Genomic DNA, 16,416 nt, shown 5'->3' with positions numbered 1-16,416 from the left:
TACCCGTCCGAGCCGGAGCCTTGTGAAATGACTGCGCGGATCCTCGTCGTCGACGACATCCCTGCCAATGTCCGGCTGTTGGAGGTTCGGCTGCTGGCCGAATATTTCGAGGTGCTGACGGCGTCCAACGGGCCGGACGCGATCGAGACCTGCGAAAACGGCAAGGTCGACGTCGTGCTGCTCGACGTGATGATGCCCGACATGGACGGGTTCGAAGTCTGCAGGCGGCTGAAGAGCGATCCGGCGACGTCACACATCCCCGTGGTCATGATCACCGCACTCGACCAGGTTGCCGACCGGGTGCGCGGCCTTCAGGCCGGCGCCGACGATTTCCTGACCAAGCCAGTCAATGATTTGCAGCTGATGACACGGGTCAAGAGCCTGGTCAGGCTGAAGTCGCTGACCGACGAGTTGCGCCTGCGCGCCTCGACCACCCGCAACATCGGCATTGAGGCGCTGTTGAGCCGCAGCTTCACGTCCGAGTACGCGACGCCGAAGGTGCTGTTGATCGACGAGCGCAAATCCTCCTTCGAGCGTATCCAGAAAATGCTGCGGAGCAGCGCCGAACTCGATATTGCCACCGATCCGCAGTCCGGGTTCTTCCAGGCTGCCGAGGCGCCGTATGAGTGCGTGCTGATCTCGACCGGTTTTGCCGATTTCGATCCGCTGCGGCTCTGTTCGCAATTGCGCTCGCTCGATCGCACCCGCTTCCTGCCGATCATCCTGCTTGCCGAAGAAGGCGAGGAGGGCCGCATCATCCGCGGCCTCGAACTCGGCATCAACGACTATCTGATGCGGCCGATCGATCAGCAGGAACTGATGGCGCGGCTGCGCACGCAGGTCCGCCGCAAACGTTACAACGACCAGCTCCGCGCCAGCGTCACCCAGACCATCGAGATGGCGGTGACCGACGGGCTGACCGGTCTGCACAACCGCCGCTACCTCGACAGCCATCTGCAGACGCTGTTCGATCGTGCCGTGGCGCGGCGGCGGCCCTTGTCGGTGATGATCACCGATCTCGACCGCTTCAAGACCATCAATGACGCGCATGGCCATGACGGCGGCGACGACGTGCTGCGTGAATTCGCCCGGCGGCTGCGCAAAAATGTCAGGGGTATCGACCTTGCCTGCCGCTTCGGCGGCGAGGAATTCGTCGTGGTGATGCCGGACACCGACGCTACGGTGGCGGAAAATGTTGCGGAGCGCATTCGCGCTGAAATCGCCCAATTGCCGTTTGCCATCGGTCATGAAGGCAAGGCGATCGAAGTCACGGTCAGCGTCGGCGTTTCGTCGGTGGTGAATGGCGCGGACACGGTCGCGGCGCTGATGAAACGCGCCGACGTGGCGCTCTACGAAGCCAAAAGCGGAGGCCGCAACCGCGTCGTCGCCAAGGCGGCGTAGGCTAGACCACCGATTATGCAGTCAATCGAACAGGGTTAGGAATTTACCTTAATCCAAGCGATTCGGGAGGCTTGGTTAAGAAACTATTGATTTTCAACCATTGTTGCGCAAATGTGCACTGCGAGATCAAAGGCGATGCGGGCACGAGGGTAGACAGCCGCATCGCTCCGACGAATACCCCATGATGCTCAGGTCCGCCGCATCTCCTGGGTCCGTGGGGTCGGCCGGCCGGCGCTGGCACATAGTGGCCTCCTCGTACCGCTGCCATACGCCGACCGGCCCCCTTTTTGCCAAAAATCACTTGAACCCTCCACATCAGGCTGCGGAGGATTCTGGCTTTTCAGAGCCTGCAAAACAAAAACGCCGCCCCGAAGGACGGCGTTTTAAAGACGTGTGGAAAACCAGATTACTTGATCTTGGTTTCCTTGAACTCGACATGCTTCTTGGCGACCGGGTCGTACTTGCGGAAGGACAGCTTGTCCGTCTTGGTACGGCTGTTCTTGCTGGTCACGTAGAAGAAACCGGTGTCGGCGGTCGACAGAAGCTTGATCTTGATGTTTGCGGCTTTGGCCATTGTATCAGTCCGTTATGTTCGTGGGGTTTTGGCCGCTGGAGCGGGGGAAAACACCCGGACGCGGGAAACTTGGCGCGACACATAAAGAACGTGCCCGGAAAGTCAAGCCCGGCGCGCTCGTTGTGTCTCAGTCAGGCCGCCCTTTGGCCTGAAATCACGCGCTTTGCGCTATCGGCGCTGCCGCTTTCTTCCAGTCGCCGGTGGTGTTCCACCAGCGATTCGGATTGGCGCGGTCGTCCAGTCCCTTGGAGCGGCTGGCAAGGATCGGCTGGATGCGGATCACCGGCTCCTGGTAGGAATGCGCCTGGAAAATAGCCTCGACGACGCGGGCGGCGAGCACCTGGTCATCGGGCAGTTCGAACGAGACCTCGACCGTGCCGGGGCGGCGGCGCAATTCAGTTTCGGCGCCGGCGGCGGCACCTTCAAGCGGCCGGTAGCGTTCGATGCCGTGCGCCGTTTGATAGGCGTTGCGATCGTATTTGCCCATGGCGAGCGGGGCGATCGCGACCACGGCGTCCATGATGCGATCGACATCGGCTGCCGGGGCCTGGAAGCTGACAAGCAGCAGAAGCGTCATGCGCAGAGATGTGGTTTCAAAGCCGCTGTCGATCATCGCCGTATCCTCAAACTCGGGTGTTTTGGGACACCCTTTTAGCTGAGGCCTGCTGACACGGTTCTGTCAGCAGCCGTGTCTTTGCGCTGTGTAAAGGCGCTTGCTGCCGTGGTTTACAACAGGAGCTTGCGGATCAGCCTGACACTGACCAGGGCGATGTAGGCGCCGAAGAACAGGCCGAGCGACCAGCCGAAGCCGGAGGGCCCGAAAGCATCCATGCCGATGCCGATCGCCTGTGGTCCCAACACCATGCCGACACCGTAGCACAGCACGAAGGCGGCGTTGGCCGAAGCCAGCTCATGGCCGGAAAGCTGGGAGCCGAGATGGGCAAGGCCGATCGTGTACATGGCGGCGACGACACCGCCCCAGACGAACAGAAGGGCCGCCATCAGGTGCCAATTCTGGGCGAAGAACGGCATGAAGATGGTGCCGGCAAGCCCAACGGTGGCGCAGGCCAAAAGCAGATATCGGCGGTCGCTGACGCGGTCGCTGATCATGCCGATCGGGATCTGCAGCAGCACGTTGCCGAGGCCGATCATGGTGAGCAGCAGGGCCGCATCCGCTTCGGAATAGCCGATGCGGCTGCCATAGACCGGGAATAGCGCAAAGCCGCCGGTTTCGACGGCGCCGAACACCAGGACTGCGGCGGTCGCCGTCGGCACCAGCCAGATGTAGCGCAGGAAGTGGCTTGTCTCGCCGTCGACCACAATGGTCGGGCTTTCGTTGCGCGCTGCCAGCACCGGTATCGCGGCCAGCGCCACCAGGACGATGATGACGCCGAACGGCCTGAAGCCGGTGCTGCCGATATGGGCGAAGATCCACGGCCCGGCGGCAAAACCGAGCGACAGCACGGTGGCGTAGATGCCGAGCACCAGGCCGCGCCGGCGCGGCGGCGCCGATGTGCTGATCCAGAACTCGGACAGGATGAACAGCACCGTGAGCGCAATGTGCAACACGATGCGCAGCGGGAACCACATCCAGAAGTCCGGGGCGAAATGGAAACCGACAAAGGCCAGCGCGCCGGCGGCGATCATGGCAACCATCGTCCAGGCGACGCCGAAGCGCATCGCCAGCGGCGTGGCCAGCGGGGCGCCGGCGATCGAGGCGAGGCCGGCGACCGCAGTGTTGAGGCCGATCATCGACGCCGAATGGCCGCGTGTCTCCAGAATGACGCTGAGCAGCGGCATGCCGAGGCCGATGGCGATGCCGACGACGCTGATGGACGAGATCGCAGCCACCATCGGTAGCCAGTGTACGCGTTCGTCGCCCTCTTCTTGGGTATCGACCGTCATGTGATGCCTGAATACTCGATGCTAGAAAATTTCGGGGCTAAAGAACTTCGCGAACGAAGCGGTTGCGGACAAGCCGATAGAACGGAACGGCCCCACCGGGTCGCAGGCCCGGATCGTCGGCAAGCCGCTTTTCCAGGTCCTGCAGGACCGTCCGGGTGATGTCGGGAATATCGGCCTCTCTGGCCTTGGCCAACGGCAACCAGACCAGTTCTTCCAGCTCATTGGTCGGACCGCCGCCCGGCAGCTCGACGGCGACATCGCTGCGCCAGGCGCTGAAGAAGCGGGTGTCGAAACGACGCACCCGATTGGGCGGGGTAATGGCGCGGGCGATGAAGCGCAGCGGCGCCAGCGAAGGTTGCACGCCATGCTCGACAAAGCCCTGCCAGTCGCGCTTGTCGGTTGCGAAGGCGCCTTTCTTGCCGATGAGCAGGCCGGCTTCCTCATAGGTCTCGCGGATGGCCGAGAGCGCGATGGCGCGGGCCCGCGATGGGCTGATGCGGCCGACACTGGCGGTGAGTTTGGTTTCTTCCTCAGGATAAAGCGATGTGGCGACGGCGATGCGGCTGTCGGCCGGATCGGTGCGGCCGCCGGGGAAGACGAATTTGCCGGGCATGAAGGCGTGGCCGGCATGACGCCGGCCCATCAGCACTAGAATCTCGTCGCCCTTGCGGTCGAGCAGGATCAAGGTGGCGGCATCGCGAGGACGTATGGGCTGGCCGCTATGGGCGGCCGCGCCACGGTCCATCCTGCTGACTTCCGCCTTGGTCATACCTTCCATGGCGCAGGACCTAGCGGAAACTTCTGGCAAACGAAAGTGGCCTTTCACGGTCGGCATGTTGCGCCAGGCGGCATTGCCCGATGCCGGTCAGGTTCCAGGACGTGACTCGGTTCCGTCCTTTTCGCCGCCGAAGCCGTGCATATAGAGCGCCCATTGCAGTCCGATGACGGCGCCCTTGACCGGTTGCAGCAAGACGAGAGACAAAACGATGGTCAGCGGCACCCAGATGGCGATGTGCTGCCACATGGAGAGCGTCGAGGTCGCCTCGACGGCCATGAAGGCGCCAAGCACGATGTGGCCGACAATGACGATGACGAGATAGGCCGGCAGGTCGTCGGCGCGATGGTGGTAAAGCTCCTCGCCACAGACGCTGCATTTGTCGACGCTCTTGGTGAAGCCGGCAAACAGTTTGCCTTCGCCGCAATGCGGGCAGCGGCCAAGCGCGCCGCGCTTCATCGCCGTCCACAGCGGGCGGGCGACCCGGCCCGAATGATGTTCGCCGCCGAAAACCTGTTCCTGGATACCCAGTTCGCCTGCCATTATCGTCTCCTGCCGCGCGACCCCGGGCGCGATTGCGACGCGCGGGCGCGGCCTTTTGCCTTGTGAAACGACCTTTTGGAGCCGGGCAGGGGCTTCGGGTCGGTCAGCATCTCGAAACGCATCGCGCCGGCCATCGGCGCCACCTCGATCAGGCGAACCTCGACGCGGTCGGCAAGCTGATAACCCTTGCCGGTGCGCTCTCCGAACAGCGATCGCGCGGTTTCGTCGTATATATAGTAATCGCCGTTCAGACTTGACACCGGAATGAAACCATCCGCACCAAACTGCGGCAATTGGACAAATAGTCCTGATTTGGTGACGCCGGAGATGCGCGCGTCAAACCGGTCATCGATGCGCTCGGCGAGATAGGCGGCAATCAGCCGGTCGACCGTGTCGCGCTCCGCCGCCATGGCGCGGCGCTCGGTGCCGGAGATCAGCACCGCCACGTCTTCCAGCCGCGCCTCCTCATCCTGCGTCAACCCGCCCGGGCCAAGCCCGAGTGCGGCAATCAGTCCGCGATGCACGATCAGATCGGCGTAGCGGCGGATTGGCGAGGTGAAATGCGCGTAGCGCTTCAGGTTGAGGCCGAAATGGCCGATGTTCTTGGGCGAGTATTCTGCCTGGCTCTGCGAACGCAGCACCACTTCGTTGACCAGCGCCTCATTGTCGGCGCCGCGCACGCGATCGAGAATGCCGTTGAACTGGGCGGGCCGCATCTGCGCACCGCGTGCCAGCGACAGGCCGAGCGACTGCAGAAACTCGCGCAGCGATTCCTGCTTGGCCAGCGACGGCGCATCATGGACGCGGTAGGCCAGCGCCTGCTTCTTCGCCTCGAGCGTCTCCGCTGCGGCGACATTGGCCTGGATCATGAATTCTTCGATCAGCTTGTGGGCATCGAGCCGTTCCGGAACGATGACGCGGTCGACGGTGCCGTCCGGCTTCAGCATGATCTTGCGCTCAGGCAAATCGAGCTCAAGCGGCTGGCGGCCGTCACGGCCGCGCTTGAGGATCGCGTAGGCGTCCCACAGGGGCTTCAGCACCGTGTCGAGGATCGGCCCGGTCTTGTCGTCCGGCACGCCGTCGATCGCCGCCTGGGCCTGCGGGTAGGCAAGCTTGGCCGCCGACTTCATCATGACGCGGTGAAAGGTGTGGCGCAATTTGCGGCCATCGGCCGAGAAAGTCATGCGCACAGCAAGCGCCGGACGATCCTGACCTTCGCGCAGCGAACAGAGGTCATTGGAGATGCGCTCGGGCAGCATCGGCACAACGCGGTCGGGGAAGTAGACCGAATTGCCGCGCTTCAGGGCTTCGCGGTCGAGTGCGGTACCATAGCGGACATAGGCCGCGACATCGGCAATCGCCACCGTGGCGATCACACCGCCGGGGTTCTTCTCGTCGAGATCGGGCGTGGCGAAGACGGCGTCGTCATGGTCCTTGGCGTCGGCCGGGTCGATGGTGACCAGCGGCAGGTCGCGCCAGTCCTCGCGGTGATCCATGGTCGCCGGCTTGACGGCTTCGGACTCGGCGATGACGTCGGCCGGGAAGATGTGAGGAATGTCATGCGCGTGGATGGCGATCATCGAGATCGCCTTTTCGCCGGTCAGCGAGCCCAGCACCGCCAGCACTTTCGCGCGTGGCAAACCATAACGGGAGGCCCGCGCCGGCTCGACCTCGACCAGGTCGCCGTTTTTGGCGCCGTTCTGGAATTCCTTGTCGACGATCAACTCGGGCTGGCGCCGTTCGACCGGCTCGATGCGGAAAGTGCCGTCTTTAAGGATGCGGAAGACGCCGAGCACGGCATCGGTCCGCTTCTCGAAAATCTTCATCACGCGACCCGTATAGGCGGGTCCGGTCGGTTCATCGGTCGGGAAGGTCTTGGCCAGCACGCGGTCGCCAATGCCCGGCTGCGGGCCATTGCCGCCGCGCGAGACGCGGATCGAGACGACGGGCGGCTCGCCCGGGCCGACGGCCTCGGCCGGATGCGCCAGCAGAATGCCGTCGCCGTCGCGGCCAAAAATGTCGAGTATGGCGACATGCGGCAAGGCGCCGACGCGGGCGAGCCGCTTGCGCTCCTTGGTGAGCACGCCTTCGTCCTGCAGGTCGCGCAGGATATCCTTCAGCCAGATGCGATCGTCGCCACGCAAGGCAAACGCCTTGGCGATGTCGCGCTTTCCCGAGCGGTCGGGATTTTCGGCGATGTAGCGCAGGATTTCGTCACGCGAGGGCCGGTAGTCATCCTTGACCTTGGCCCTGGTGTCGGCGGTGCGTGGATCGCCGTGGCTTCTACCGGTGATCCTGCGCGCCACGCTGCTATCCCTTTTTCTTCGTCGCCGGCTTTTTGGTTGCCGACTTCTTGGCTGTGGTTTTCTTGGCTGCAGGCGCCTTGGCCGCTGCGGCCTTGCGGAACGGTTTCTTGCCGCCGCCGCCCTTGGCTTCCTTCTCGGCAATCAGCGCCAGCGCGTCCTCAACGGTCACCGACTGCGGATCCTTGCCCTTGGGCAGCGTCGCATTGACCTTGCCGTAATTGACGTAGGGGCCGTATTTGCCGTCGCGCACGACGATCTTGCCGCCGCCATCGGGATGGTCGCCCAGCTCCTTCAGTGCAGCGGCCGTGCCGCCATTGCGGCCGCCCTTGCCCTTCAACTGCTTCTCGGCGATCACGGACACGGCGCGGTTGAGGCCGATCGAGAACACATCCTCGATGCTGTCGACATTGGCGTAGGTGCCGTCATGCAGCACGAACGGCCCGTAACGGCCGAGCCCGGCGGAGATCATCTTGCCGCTCTCGGGATGCTTGCCGACATCGCGCGGCAAAGAGAGCAGAGCGAGCGCTTTCTCATGGTCGATCGAGTCGGGTGTCCAGCCCTTGGGCAGGCTGGAGCGCTTGGCTTCCTTGCCGTCGCCGCGCTGGATGTAGGGGCCGAAGCGGCCTGAGCGCAGCGTGATTTCCTCTGCCGTGTAGGGGTCCTTGCCCAGCACCTTGGTGCCGTCCTCGCCGCCGCCATTCTCGCCATTCTGGTTGGCGGCGTCGCCAAGCTGGCGGGTGAAGGAGCATTCCGGATAGTTCGAGCAGCCGACAAAGGCGCCGAACTTGCCGAGCTTCAGCGACAGATTGCCGGTGCCGCATTTCGGGCAGATTCTAGGATTTGAGCCGTCTTCCCGCGCGGGAAACACCAGCGGCGCCAGTTCCTCGTTCAGCGCGTCGAGCACGTCGGTGACGCGCAGTTCCTTGATGTCGGCGACGGCGCCGGAAAAATCCTTCCAGAAGTCGCGCAGCACATCCTTCCAGGCGAGCTTGCCGTCGGAAATCTCGTCGAGCTTTTCCTCGAGCGATGCGGTGAAGTCATATTCGACATAGCGCTCGAAGAAGCTTTCGAGGAAGGCTGACAACAGCCGGCCCTTGGCCTGCGGCACCAGACGGCGCTTGTCGATGGTGACGTAGTCGCGGTCTTCCAGCGTCTTCAGGATCGCGGTGTAGGTCGACGGACGGCCGATGCCGAGCTCTTCCAGCTTCTTGATCAGCGTCGCCTCGGAGTAGCGCGGCGGCGGCTCGGTGGTGTGCTGGGTGGCGTTGATCGCGTCGCGCCTGAGTTGCTCGCCGGCGCGGATCTCGGGCAGACGGCGGTTTTCCTCGTCTTCCGCGTCGTCGTCCTTCTGGTCGGTGTAGGCGGCGATGAAGCCGTCGAAGCGCACGACCGAACCGACGGCGCGAAGTTCCGCCGTGCGGGCGCCGTTGACCGCCTCGATCTCGACCGTGGTGCGCTCGATTTCGGCCGACTGCATCTGGCTGGCAATGGCGCGCTTCCAGATCAGCTCGTAAAGCCGCAGCTGGTCGGAATCGAGATACTGCCTGACCGATGCCGGCGTGCGCATGAAATCGGTCGGGCGGATCGCTTCGTGCGCTTCCTGAGCGTTCTTGGCCTTGGTCGTGTACTGACGCGGCCTTTCCGGCAGATATCTTGCGCCGAATTCCTTGGCGATAGCGTCACGTGCGGCATCGATCGCCTCCGGCGCCATCTGCACGCCGTCGGTTCGCATGTAGGTGATCAGGCCGGTGGTCTCGCCGCCGATCTCCATGCCTTCATAGAGGCGCTGCGCCACCTGCATGGTGCGCGTGGCCGAAAAGCCGAGGCCAGAGGAGGCCGCTTGCTGCAGCGTTGAGGTGGTGAAGGGCGGGCCGGGATTGCGGCGGGTCGGCTTGGCTTCCACCGACAGCGCCTTGAACGTCGCGCCCTCGAGCATGCCCTTGATATCGTCGGCCTGCGCCTTGTTGGCGATGTCGAGCTTCTGCAGCTTCTTGCGCTCGAAGGCGGTCAGCCGCGCCTCGAAAGTTTCGTTGCGCGGCGTGCCCAGTAGAGCAGCGATCTGCCAGTATTCCTCGCGGATGAAGCGTTCGATTTCGGATTCGCGGTCGCAGACCAGGCGCAGCGCCACCGACTGGACGCGGCCGGCCGAACGGGCGCCGGGCAATTTGCGCCACAGCACCGGCGAGAGCGTGAAACCGACGAGATAGTCGAGCGCCCGGCGGGCGAGATAGGCATCGACCAGCGGCCCGTCGATCTGGCGCGGATTGGCCATCGCTTCCAGCACCGACGATTTGGTGATGGCGTTGAAGACGACGCGGCTGACCGGCTTGTCTTTCAGCGCGCGCTTCTGCTTCAGCACTTCCAGCACATGCCAGGAAATGGCTTCGCCCTCGCGATCCGGGTCGGTGGCGAGGATCAGGCCGTCGGCGTCCTTGACCGCCTTGGCGATGTCGGCGAGCCGCTTGCCCGACGCGGTGTCGACCGCCCAGGACATGGCGAAATCCTCGTCCGGACGCACCGAGCCATCCTTGGCCGGCAGATCGCGGACGTGGCCGAACGAGGCCAGAACCTTATAGTTCTTGCCGAGGTATTTGTTGATTGTCTTTGCCTTGGCCGGCGATTCGACGACGACGACGTCCATGAGTTCTCATATCAGCTGTGGTGCGGCAGAAGGATTCCGCTGCGCGCGACGAAATCTCGTTCTATTTGCCGCTCACATGGCCGCGCTTTTGCATCCGGTCAAGGGGAGGCGGCCAAATTGCCGACACGTCCGCAGCAATACACTCTTAGAGTGTATGGAGAAAATCACAGAATTCGAGGACATGCGGTTTGGGCGCCAAGTCTTGCGCAAACGACTCGGGATTGCGCGCCGGTCCGTTCTTGCGAGGCGCCGAAAAAACGAAAACTGGCCGCCGGGTCCTTCGAGCCGGCAGCCAGCTGGGTCCCGCCGATCGGGCGGAGTAGGTGCTCGAAAGATCAGTCGGCCTTGACGATGTGCCAGACCTCGCCGACGCCGTCGCCGGTGACGTCACCAGCCTTCTTGTCCTTGATGAAGGTGTAGACCGGCTTGCCGTCATAGGCCCACATCTTGGTGCCGTCGGTGCGGTCGACGATGGTCCATTCGTCATCGGCCTTGGCGCCGGCTTCGGCCTTCAGCGGCGGCCAGTTGGTGGCGCATTTGTCGTAGCAATTGGTCTTGCCCTTCTCGTCCTTGTCATAGGTGTAGAGCGTCATGCCATTGGCGTCGGTGTAGATCTTGGTGCCGTTGACTTCGGCTTCCTTCCACGCTTCGGCGGCAAAGGATGCGGCGGTGCTGAGCAAAAGCGCGGCCAGGCCAACAGTGATCGTTTTCATGGAAATCTCCCTGGACTATCCGAAGAAGCGCGCAGAAATCGCGGCTTCGCTCTGTGAACGCTTGGCGAGGGGCGTTTCTTCCCTGGCCTGGTCATCTGACGATCTGCCGGTAACAATTCTTCCAGCGGGGCCGTACCTGTAGCCAAATGCCACACGATGGTGATTGGCGTACATGGTTTTGCGTCGCTATATCGGCGCCAGCGAATCTGGAGTTTCGGGATGGCATTGGACATCGGCTATGTCAGCGCGGTCGGAGCAGGGGCGATTTCGTTCCTGTCGCCTTGCGTGCTGCCGCTGGTGCCACCCTATCTCTGCTACATGGCCGGCGTGTCGGTCGACGATTTTCGCGGTGACAATGCCGGCGTCACCGCGAAGGCCGGCGCGCGCGGCGCGCTCATCTATTCCTCGCTCGCCTTCGTGCTCGGCTTCTCCACGGTGTTCGTGGCGCTCGGCGCCGGCGCCTCGACCATCGGCCACTGGCTGCGTGTCTGGCAGGAGCCGCTGGCGATGGCCGCCGGCGCGCTGATCATCCTGATGGGCCTGAATTTCCTCGGCATATTGCGCATTCCGCTTCTGTCGCGCGAGGCGCGCTTCCAGTCGCAGGGCAAGCCGGCCAGCATGGTCGCCGCCTATGTCATGGGACTGGCCTTCGCCTTCGGCTGGACGCCGTGCATCGGCCCGGTGCTCGGGCCGATCCTGACGCTCGCCGGTGGCCGCGAGACGGTGGGCGAGGGCGCACTCCTGCTCGCCGCCTATTCGCTCGGCCTCGGCATACCGTTTCTGATCGCCGCTTTGTTTTCCGGCGCCTTCATGCGCTTCCTCGGCAAATTCCGCGTCCATCTCGGCCGCGTCGAAAAGGCCATCGGCGCGCTGCTGGTCGTGGCCGGCGTGTTCTTCCTCACCGGCGGCGTGCAGACAGTGTCCTACTGGCTGCTGGAGACTTTCCCGGTGCTGGGTCGGCTGGGGTAGGTGCTCAAAAGTGGTGTTGTCAGACTACTTGGCATCGGCCTTTCGATCCCAACATCAGTAATGATCCCCTCAAGTGAAGATTGATCGAAAATTCATTGTTGGTGTTTACCTCAATGCTAACTCTAGGTTCCATGAGATAGAGTATGCATTGCTATAGAGCTGTTCACAAGGCGTTGAGATCGCCTCGGCCAAAATCTCTCCTGCATTTAGCGACGGAGGGTTGTCGTGGCGCATCCATCTACCCTGCTTCGAAATCGCGGCAGATTTTTTCTGACTTCCTGCGGGTAAAATCCAGTGTGAATTCGACCGCTGTGGTACGAACTTCTGCTTGGGTGTGGAAATGTAGCGGCGCGAGCGCATTGGGGGTTGGCACACGGCAACACGCGACCAACTCTACGAACGGTGAACAAGCACGGGGATGTTGCTGTGCGTCAGCACCTTGAGCGTTACGCTTCCGAGCAGCACTGCCGATATCCCACTTCGCCTATGTGATGACATGACGATGAGATCGCAGCCCCTGGCTTCAGCCGTTTCGATGATAGCTGCGAAGCAATGCTCCTGCTTGATGTGGACAGTCTCGAAGGACACCTGACTGGCTGCCGCGACGGCTGCGGCGGAAGCGAGATACTCCTCCGCCTTTCCATGCAAAAACTTATGAATGAATTCGGCCGCCCCAGGGATCTCGACGACTGGCGTGGGGTCGGATGCGACCGAATGCAACGGGGCTTCCACCGTAAGAATAGTTACTTGTGCGTTCAGGGCCGCGGCGAGGCCAACGCCGTGCGCAACGGCATTCTGGGATCTTTCCGAGCCATCGGTGGGGATCAGGATATGATGATACATCTTGTGCCACACGGATCGAATGCAATGTCCCCAAAGTCGGGCAACAGCCAATTATGCCACATCATTCGTGCGGATCGTAGCTTGCGTCCGCGCAGCGGCCAAAGCCAGCATGGAGCAATGCCCTTTTCGTTGCGACTTATGGGCTTGGCAGCCGTTGGCGTTGCCGTGGCCGACAAATGCCCGGACAGTGCCCCTTCAGGCCTGACTGGTGCGCCTATATACCGGCAAGGCATGCCCCACACGACAGCTTACTATGGTCGTTGGTAGGGAGGGGCCGGTCCAGGTTTGCGGCACGGGAGGGGGTACCCTTTCAGAGTTACCTTGTCAGCTGCTCTACGATCTCACCGGAATTTAACCGCATTGGTGCAGCATGGCGCCGGATGCTACCTATCTTTCGATTCCTGATCCCTTTTCATATGGTTGTCCTTCATGAGCCAGAGATCCTGCCTGTCCGTCATCCTCGCCGCCGGCGAAGGCACGCGCATGAAGAGCGCGCTGCCCAAGGTGCTGCACCAGATTGCCGGGCTGCCAATGGTTGCGCATGTGGTGAAGGCGGCGGAAGCCGCCGGTGCCGGCAGCCAGGCGCTGGTTATCGGCCATGGCGCCGACGAAATGCGCAAGGCGGCGGCGAAATTCGCGCCGAAGGCCGAGACTTTCGTGCAGGAGAAGCGGCTCGGCACAGCGCATGCCGTGCTGGCCGCGCGCGAAGCAATATCAAAGGGTTATGACGACATTCTCGTGATGTTCGGCGACACGCCGCTGATCGATGCCGAAGCGCTGACCAATGCGCGGCAAAAGCTGGCCGACGGGGCTGCCGTCGTGGTTGTCGGGTTTCGTCCGCCCAACCCGACCGGCTACGGTCGGCTGCTCGAAAAGGGCGGCAAGCTCACCGCCATTCGCGAGGAGAAGGACTGCAGTACCGAGGAGAAAAAGATCGGTTTCTGCAATGCCGGCATGATGGCGGTAGCCGGCGCTCATGCGCTGAAGCTGCTCGACCAGGTCGGTAACAAGAATGCCAAGGGCGAGTATTATCTGACCGACATTGTCGAGATCGCCAGTGCGCAAGGCCTCGATGTCGTCGCCACCGAAGCCAGCTTCGAGAGCGCGCTCGGCATTAACAACCGCGCCGAACTGGCGCAGGCGGAAGGCATCTGGCAGCTGCGCCGACGGCACGAGACCATGCTGTCGGGCGTAACGCTGATTGCGCCGGAAACCGTGTATTTCTCACACGACACCGAAATCGGCGCCGATACCATCGTCGAACCCAATGTCTGGTTCGGCCCGGGGGTGAAGATCGCCGGCGGCGCCAAGATCCACGCCTTCAGCCACATCGAGGGTGCCACCATTGCCTCCAACTGCGATGTCGGGCCGTTTGCGCGGCTGCGGCCAGGTGCCGATCTTAGGCAGAAGGCCAAGGTCGGCAATTTCTGCGAGGTCAAGCAGGCGGTTGTCGAAGAAGGCGCGAAGGTCAATCATCTGACCTATATCGGCGATGCCCGTGTGGGTGCGGGCGCCAATATCGGTGCCGGCACCATCACCTGCAACTATGACGGCTACTCGAAATTCTTCACCGACATCGGCGAAGGCGCGTTTATCGGCTCGAACTCGTCACTGGTGGCGCCGGTCACCATCGGCAAGGGCGGCTACATCGCCTCGGGCAGCGTCATCACCGAAAGCGTGCCCGACGATGCGCTGGCCTTCGGCCGCGCCCGCCAGAAGACCATTCCTGGCAAAGGCAAAGAGCTGCGCGAGCGGTTCGCTTCGGCTGCAGCGGCGAAGAAGAAGTCCGCTGACCATTAGGACCCTGGCGATCAGTCGATAGCAGCCTCGCCAAAGCTGGCCGTCACCTCGATCCGGCCGACAATCGCCTGTTGAAATCGGCGAGGTCTTCAGCCGGAATCCAGTATTCCAGATGCGCCCTGCTGCCGGCATGTTCGACCTTGTAACGGTCGAGGAAGCTTTTCAGCACGTCGAAGCGGGTGACGAAACCCGAGCCGCTCGCCGGCACGTTCCAGTCGCGGGCGATCTGCGTCGCATAGGCCTCTGTTAGAACCGGATAGAAAATCGGCTGATCGGGCAGGCGCGGCGGGAATTCGCGCATCCCCGACGCCTCGATCAGTTCCAGTTCCTTCGGTCCGACAGGACGCCAGAGTGTGACAGTGGCTTGGCTCATCATGGCCGGACCTTAGCCAGATATTGCGAGAACGAGAACCAGACGCCTGAAAAAATCGAGCAATTGCAGTAACCGGATTGCAAGAGCGGCCTGACATGGTGCATCGGGTTGAGAAGCGTCCGTTACATCGGACGAAACGCAAAGTGACTTTCGCGGCGGGCCGGCAATCCCTAGATAGCGCTGGTTTTCCATTGGGATTCGGGGGCAGGCGCATGTGCGGTATCGTCGGAATTGTCGGCCAAAGCCAGGTCGCGCCGCTCATTGTCGATGCGCTGAAGCGGTTGGAATATCGCGGTTATGACTCAGCCGGGGTCGCCACCGTCGAGAAAGGCGCGCTTGGCCGCCGCCGCGCCGAAGGTAAGCTGATCAATCTCGAACGCCGGCTGAAGGACGAGCCGCTCGACGGCACCATCGGCATCGGCCACACGCGCTGGGCAACGCATGGCGTGCCCAACGAGACCAATGCGCATCCGCATTTCTCCGATGGCGTTGCCATCGTCCATAACGGCATCATCGAGAATTTCGCCGAGTTGCGCGACGAGTTGATCCGCGACGGCTATGCCTTCTCGTCGCAGACCGACACCGAGGTTGTGGCGCATCTGGTGGCGCGCGAACTGGCCAAAGGGCTGAAGCCGATCGAGGCGGCGCACGCGGCGCTGAAGCGGCTGGAAGGCGCCTTTGCGCTGGCGATCATGTTCACGGGCGATGAGGATCTCATTGTCGGCGCCCGCAATGGCCCGCCGCTCGCCGTCGGTCATGGCGAAGGCGAGATGTTTTTGGGCTCCGACGCCATCGCGCTCGCCCCGTTCACCAATTCCATCACCTATCTCGAAGACGGCGACTGGGCGGTGGTGCGCCGCGACGGCGTCACCATCTTCGACATCGACGGCAACAAGGTTGCTCGCAAGCGCCAGCAGTCGCTGTCGACCAGCTTCATGGTCGACAAGGGCAACCGCCGCCACTTCATGGAAAAGGAAATCCATGAGCAGCCCGAAGTGATCTCGCACACGCTGGCGCATTATGTCGATTTCGTCTCCGGCGTCTCGAAGCCGCTGGAGCTGCCGTTCGATTTTGCCAAGATCGGTCGGCTGGCGATCTCGGCCTGCGGCACCGCCTATCTCGCCGGCCTGATCAGCAAATACTGGTTCGAGCGCTATGCGCGGCTGCCGGTCGACATCGACGTCGCCTCGGAATTCCGCTATCGCGAGATGCCGCTGTCGGCTGATGACGCCGCCTTCTTCATCTCGCAGTCAGGCGAAACCGCCGACACGCTGGCGTCGCTGCGGTATTGCCGCAAGGCCGGGATGAAGATCGGCGCCGTCGTCAATGTGCGCGAATCGACCATGGCGCGCGAATCCGATGTCGTGCTGCCGACGCTGGCCGGTCCGGAGATCGGCGTCGCCTCGACCAAGGCTTTCACCTGCCAGCTGTCGGTGCTGGCGTCGCTGGCGGTGCGCGCCGGCGTGGCGCGCGGCACGATCTCGAAGGACGAGGAAAAGACGCTGGTGCGCGCGCTTTCGGAGGCGCCACGCTACGCCAACCAGGTGCTGAAGCTCGAGGAACAGATCGAGCG

13 protein-coding genes and 1 pseudogene are annotated in these 16,416 nt (G+C 62.8%); 4 read left to right on the top strand and 10 right to left on the bottom strand.

Going from position 1 to position 16,416, the window contains the following annotated elements:
* Positions 1-27 precede the first annotated feature (27 nt).
* On the top strand, positions 28-1,401 hold the full coding sequence (locus AC1DZ8_RS18670; RefSeq protein ID WP_477309283.1) for a PleD family two-component system response regulator: 1,374 nt from the start codon (positions 28-30) through the stop codon (positions 1,399-1,401).
* A gap of 406 nt (positions 1,402-1,807) precedes the next feature.
* Here AC1DZ8_RS18670 and rpmG read toward each other — a convergent pair whose 3' ends face one another.
* From rpmG to AC1DZ8_RS18630, 8 genes are all read right to left on the bottom strand, one after another.
* Positions 1,808-1,975 carry a 50S ribosomal protein L33 gene (gene rpmG / locus AC1DZ8_RS18665; protein ID WP_006201775.1) on the bottom strand — a complete coding sequence of 56 codons (168 nt, stop codon included), beginning with the start codon at positions 1,973-1,975 and terminating at the stop codon, positions 1,808-1,810.
* 154 nt (positions 1,976-2,129) lie between these two features.
* Positions 2,130-2,588, bottom strand: a complete 459-nt coding sequence (locus AC1DZ8_RS18660) for a YqfO family protein (RefSeq protein WP_477309282.1) — start codon at positions 2,586-2,588, stop codon at positions 2,130-2,132.
* A 113-nt stretch (positions 2,589-2,701) separates the two neighbouring features.
* Positions 2,702-3,880, bottom strand: a complete 1,179-nt coding sequence (locus tag AC1DZ8_RS18655; RefSeq protein ID WP_477309281.1) for an MFS transporter — start codon at positions 3,878-3,880, stop codon at positions 2,702-2,704.
* A 37-nt stretch (positions 3,881-3,917) separates the two neighbouring features.
* Positions 3,918-4,658, bottom strand: coding sequence for an NUDIX hydrolase (locus tag AC1DZ8_RS18650; RefSeq protein ID WP_477401396.1), 741 nt, complete (start codon positions 4,656-4,658; stop codon positions 3,918-3,920).
* Positions 4,659-4,745: 87 nt separating this feature from the next.
* Positions 4,746-5,198, bottom strand: a complete 453-nt coding sequence (locus AC1DZ8_RS18645) for a DUF983 domain-containing protein (protein ID WP_477309279.1) — start codon at positions 5,196-5,198, stop codon at positions 4,746-4,748.
* Positions 5,198-7,504, bottom strand: a complete 2,307-nt coding sequence (gene rnr, locus AC1DZ8_RS18640) for a ribonuclease R (RefSeq protein WP_477309278.1) — start codon at positions 7,502-7,504, stop codon at positions 5,198-5,200. Before rnr ends, AC1DZ8_RS18645 begins: the two co-directional genes overlap by 1 nt.
* A gap of 4 nt (positions 7,505-7,508) precedes the next feature.
* Complete coding sequence (topA, locus tag AC1DZ8_RS18635) at positions 7,509-10,145, bottom strand: type I DNA topoisomerase (RefSeq protein ID WP_477309277.1); 2,637 nt, start codon at positions 10,143-10,145, stop codon at positions 7,509-7,511.
* 335 nt (positions 10,146-10,480) lie between these two features.
* A complete protein-coding gene (locus AC1DZ8_RS18630) occupies positions 10,481-10,858 on the bottom strand; it encodes a COG4315 family predicted lipoprotein (protein ID WP_454574111.1) in 378 nt (125 codons plus the stop codon).
* Positions 10,859-11,077: 219 nt separating this feature from the next.
* Here AC1DZ8_RS18630 and AC1DZ8_RS18625 point away from each other — a divergent pair, with 219 nt between their 5' ends.
* Positions 11,078-11,827 carry a cytochrome c biogenesis CcdA family protein gene (locus tag AC1DZ8_RS18625; protein ID WP_477311115.1) on the top strand — a complete coding sequence of 250 codons (750 nt, stop codon included), beginning with the start codon at positions 11,078-11,080 and terminating at the stop codon, positions 11,825-11,827.
* A 393-nt stretch (positions 11,828-12,220) separates the two neighbouring features.
* On the opposite strand, the gene AC1DZ8_RS18620 is transcribed toward AC1DZ8_RS18625, so the two are convergent.
* On the bottom strand, positions 12,221-12,670 hold the full coding sequence (locus AC1DZ8_RS18620; RefSeq protein WP_477311117.1) for a universal stress protein: 450 nt from the start codon (positions 12,668-12,670) through the stop codon (positions 12,221-12,223).
* A gap of 429 nt (positions 12,671-13,099) precedes the next feature.
* Here AC1DZ8_RS18620 and glmU point away from each other — a divergent pair, with 429 nt between their 5' ends.
* Positions 13,100-14,470 carry a bifunctional UDP-N-acetylglucosamine diphosphorylase/glucosamine-1-phosphate N-acetyltransferase GlmU gene (gene glmU, locus AC1DZ8_RS18615; RefSeq protein WP_477311119.1) on the top strand — a complete coding sequence of 457 codons (1,371 nt, stop codon included), beginning with the start codon at positions 13,100-13,102 and terminating at the stop codon, positions 14,468-14,470.
* Positions 14,471-14,481: 11 nt separating this feature from the next.
* On the opposite strand, the pseudogene AC1DZ8_RS18610 reads toward glmU, so the two are convergent.
* Positions 14,482-14,846, bottom strand: a pseudogene (locus AC1DZ8_RS18610) (ADP-ribosylation/crystallin J1).
* A gap of 209 nt (positions 14,847-15,055) precedes the next feature.
* On the opposite strand from AC1DZ8_RS18610, the gene glmS reads away from it, so the two are divergent.
* The coding region (gene glmS / locus AC1DZ8_RS18605; RefSeq protein ID WP_477401392.1) for a glutamine--fructose-6-phosphate transaminase (isomerizing) at positions 15,056-16,416 on the top strand (1,361 nt) is incomplete at its 3' end.

It is taken from the genome of Mesorhizobium sp. P2_F7 (genome assembly GCF_056403695.1).
The sequence above is the reverse complement of the archived record's forward strand: the minus strand, read 5'-3'. Positions and strand labels throughout refer to the sequence as shown.

Excerpts from the sequence above, each read along its gene's own strand:
- AC1DZ8_RS18670 (WP_477309283.1), top strand. The coding sequence starts at position 28 with ATGACTGCGCGGATCCTCGTCGTCGACGACATCCCTGCCAATGTCCGG.
- rpmG (WP_006201775.1), bottom strand. The coding sequence starts at position 1,975 with ATGGCCAAAGCCGCAAACATCAAGATCAAGCTTCTGTCGACCGCCGAC.
- AC1DZ8_RS18660 (WP_477309282.1), bottom strand. The coding sequence starts at position 2,588 with ATGATCGACAGCGGCTTTGAAACCACATCTCTGCGCATGACGCTTCTG.
- AC1DZ8_RS18655 (WP_477309281.1), bottom strand. The coding sequence starts at position 3,880 with ATGACGGTCGATACCCAAGAAGAGGGCGACGAACGCGTACACTGGCTA.
- AC1DZ8_RS18650 (WP_477401396.1), bottom strand. The coding sequence starts at position 4,658 with ATGGAAGGTATGACCAAGGCGGAAGTCAGCAGGATGGACCGTGGCGCG.
- AC1DZ8_RS18645 (WP_477309279.1), bottom strand. The coding sequence starts at position 5,198 with ATGGCAGGCGAACTGGGTATCCAGGAACAGGTTTTCGGCGGCGAACAT.
- topA (WP_477309277.1), bottom strand. The coding sequence starts at position 10,145 with ATGGACGTCGTCGTCGTCGAATCGCCGGCCAAGGCAAAGACAATCAAC.
- AC1DZ8_RS18630 (WP_454574111.1), bottom strand. The coding sequence starts at position 10,858 with ATGAAAACGATCACTGTTGGCCTGGCCGCGCTTTTGCTCAGCACCGCC.
- AC1DZ8_RS18625 (WP_477311115.1), top strand. The coding sequence starts at position 11,078 with ATGGCATTGGACATCGGCTATGTCAGCGCGGTCGGAGCAGGGGCGATT.
- AC1DZ8_RS18620 (WP_477311117.1), bottom strand. The coding sequence starts at position 12,670 with ATGTATCATCATATCCTGATCCCCACCGATGGCTCGGAAAGATCCCAG.
- glmU (WP_477311119.1), top strand. The coding sequence starts at position 13,100 with ATGAGCCAGAGATCCTGCCTGTCCGTCATCCTCGCCGCCGGCGAAGGC.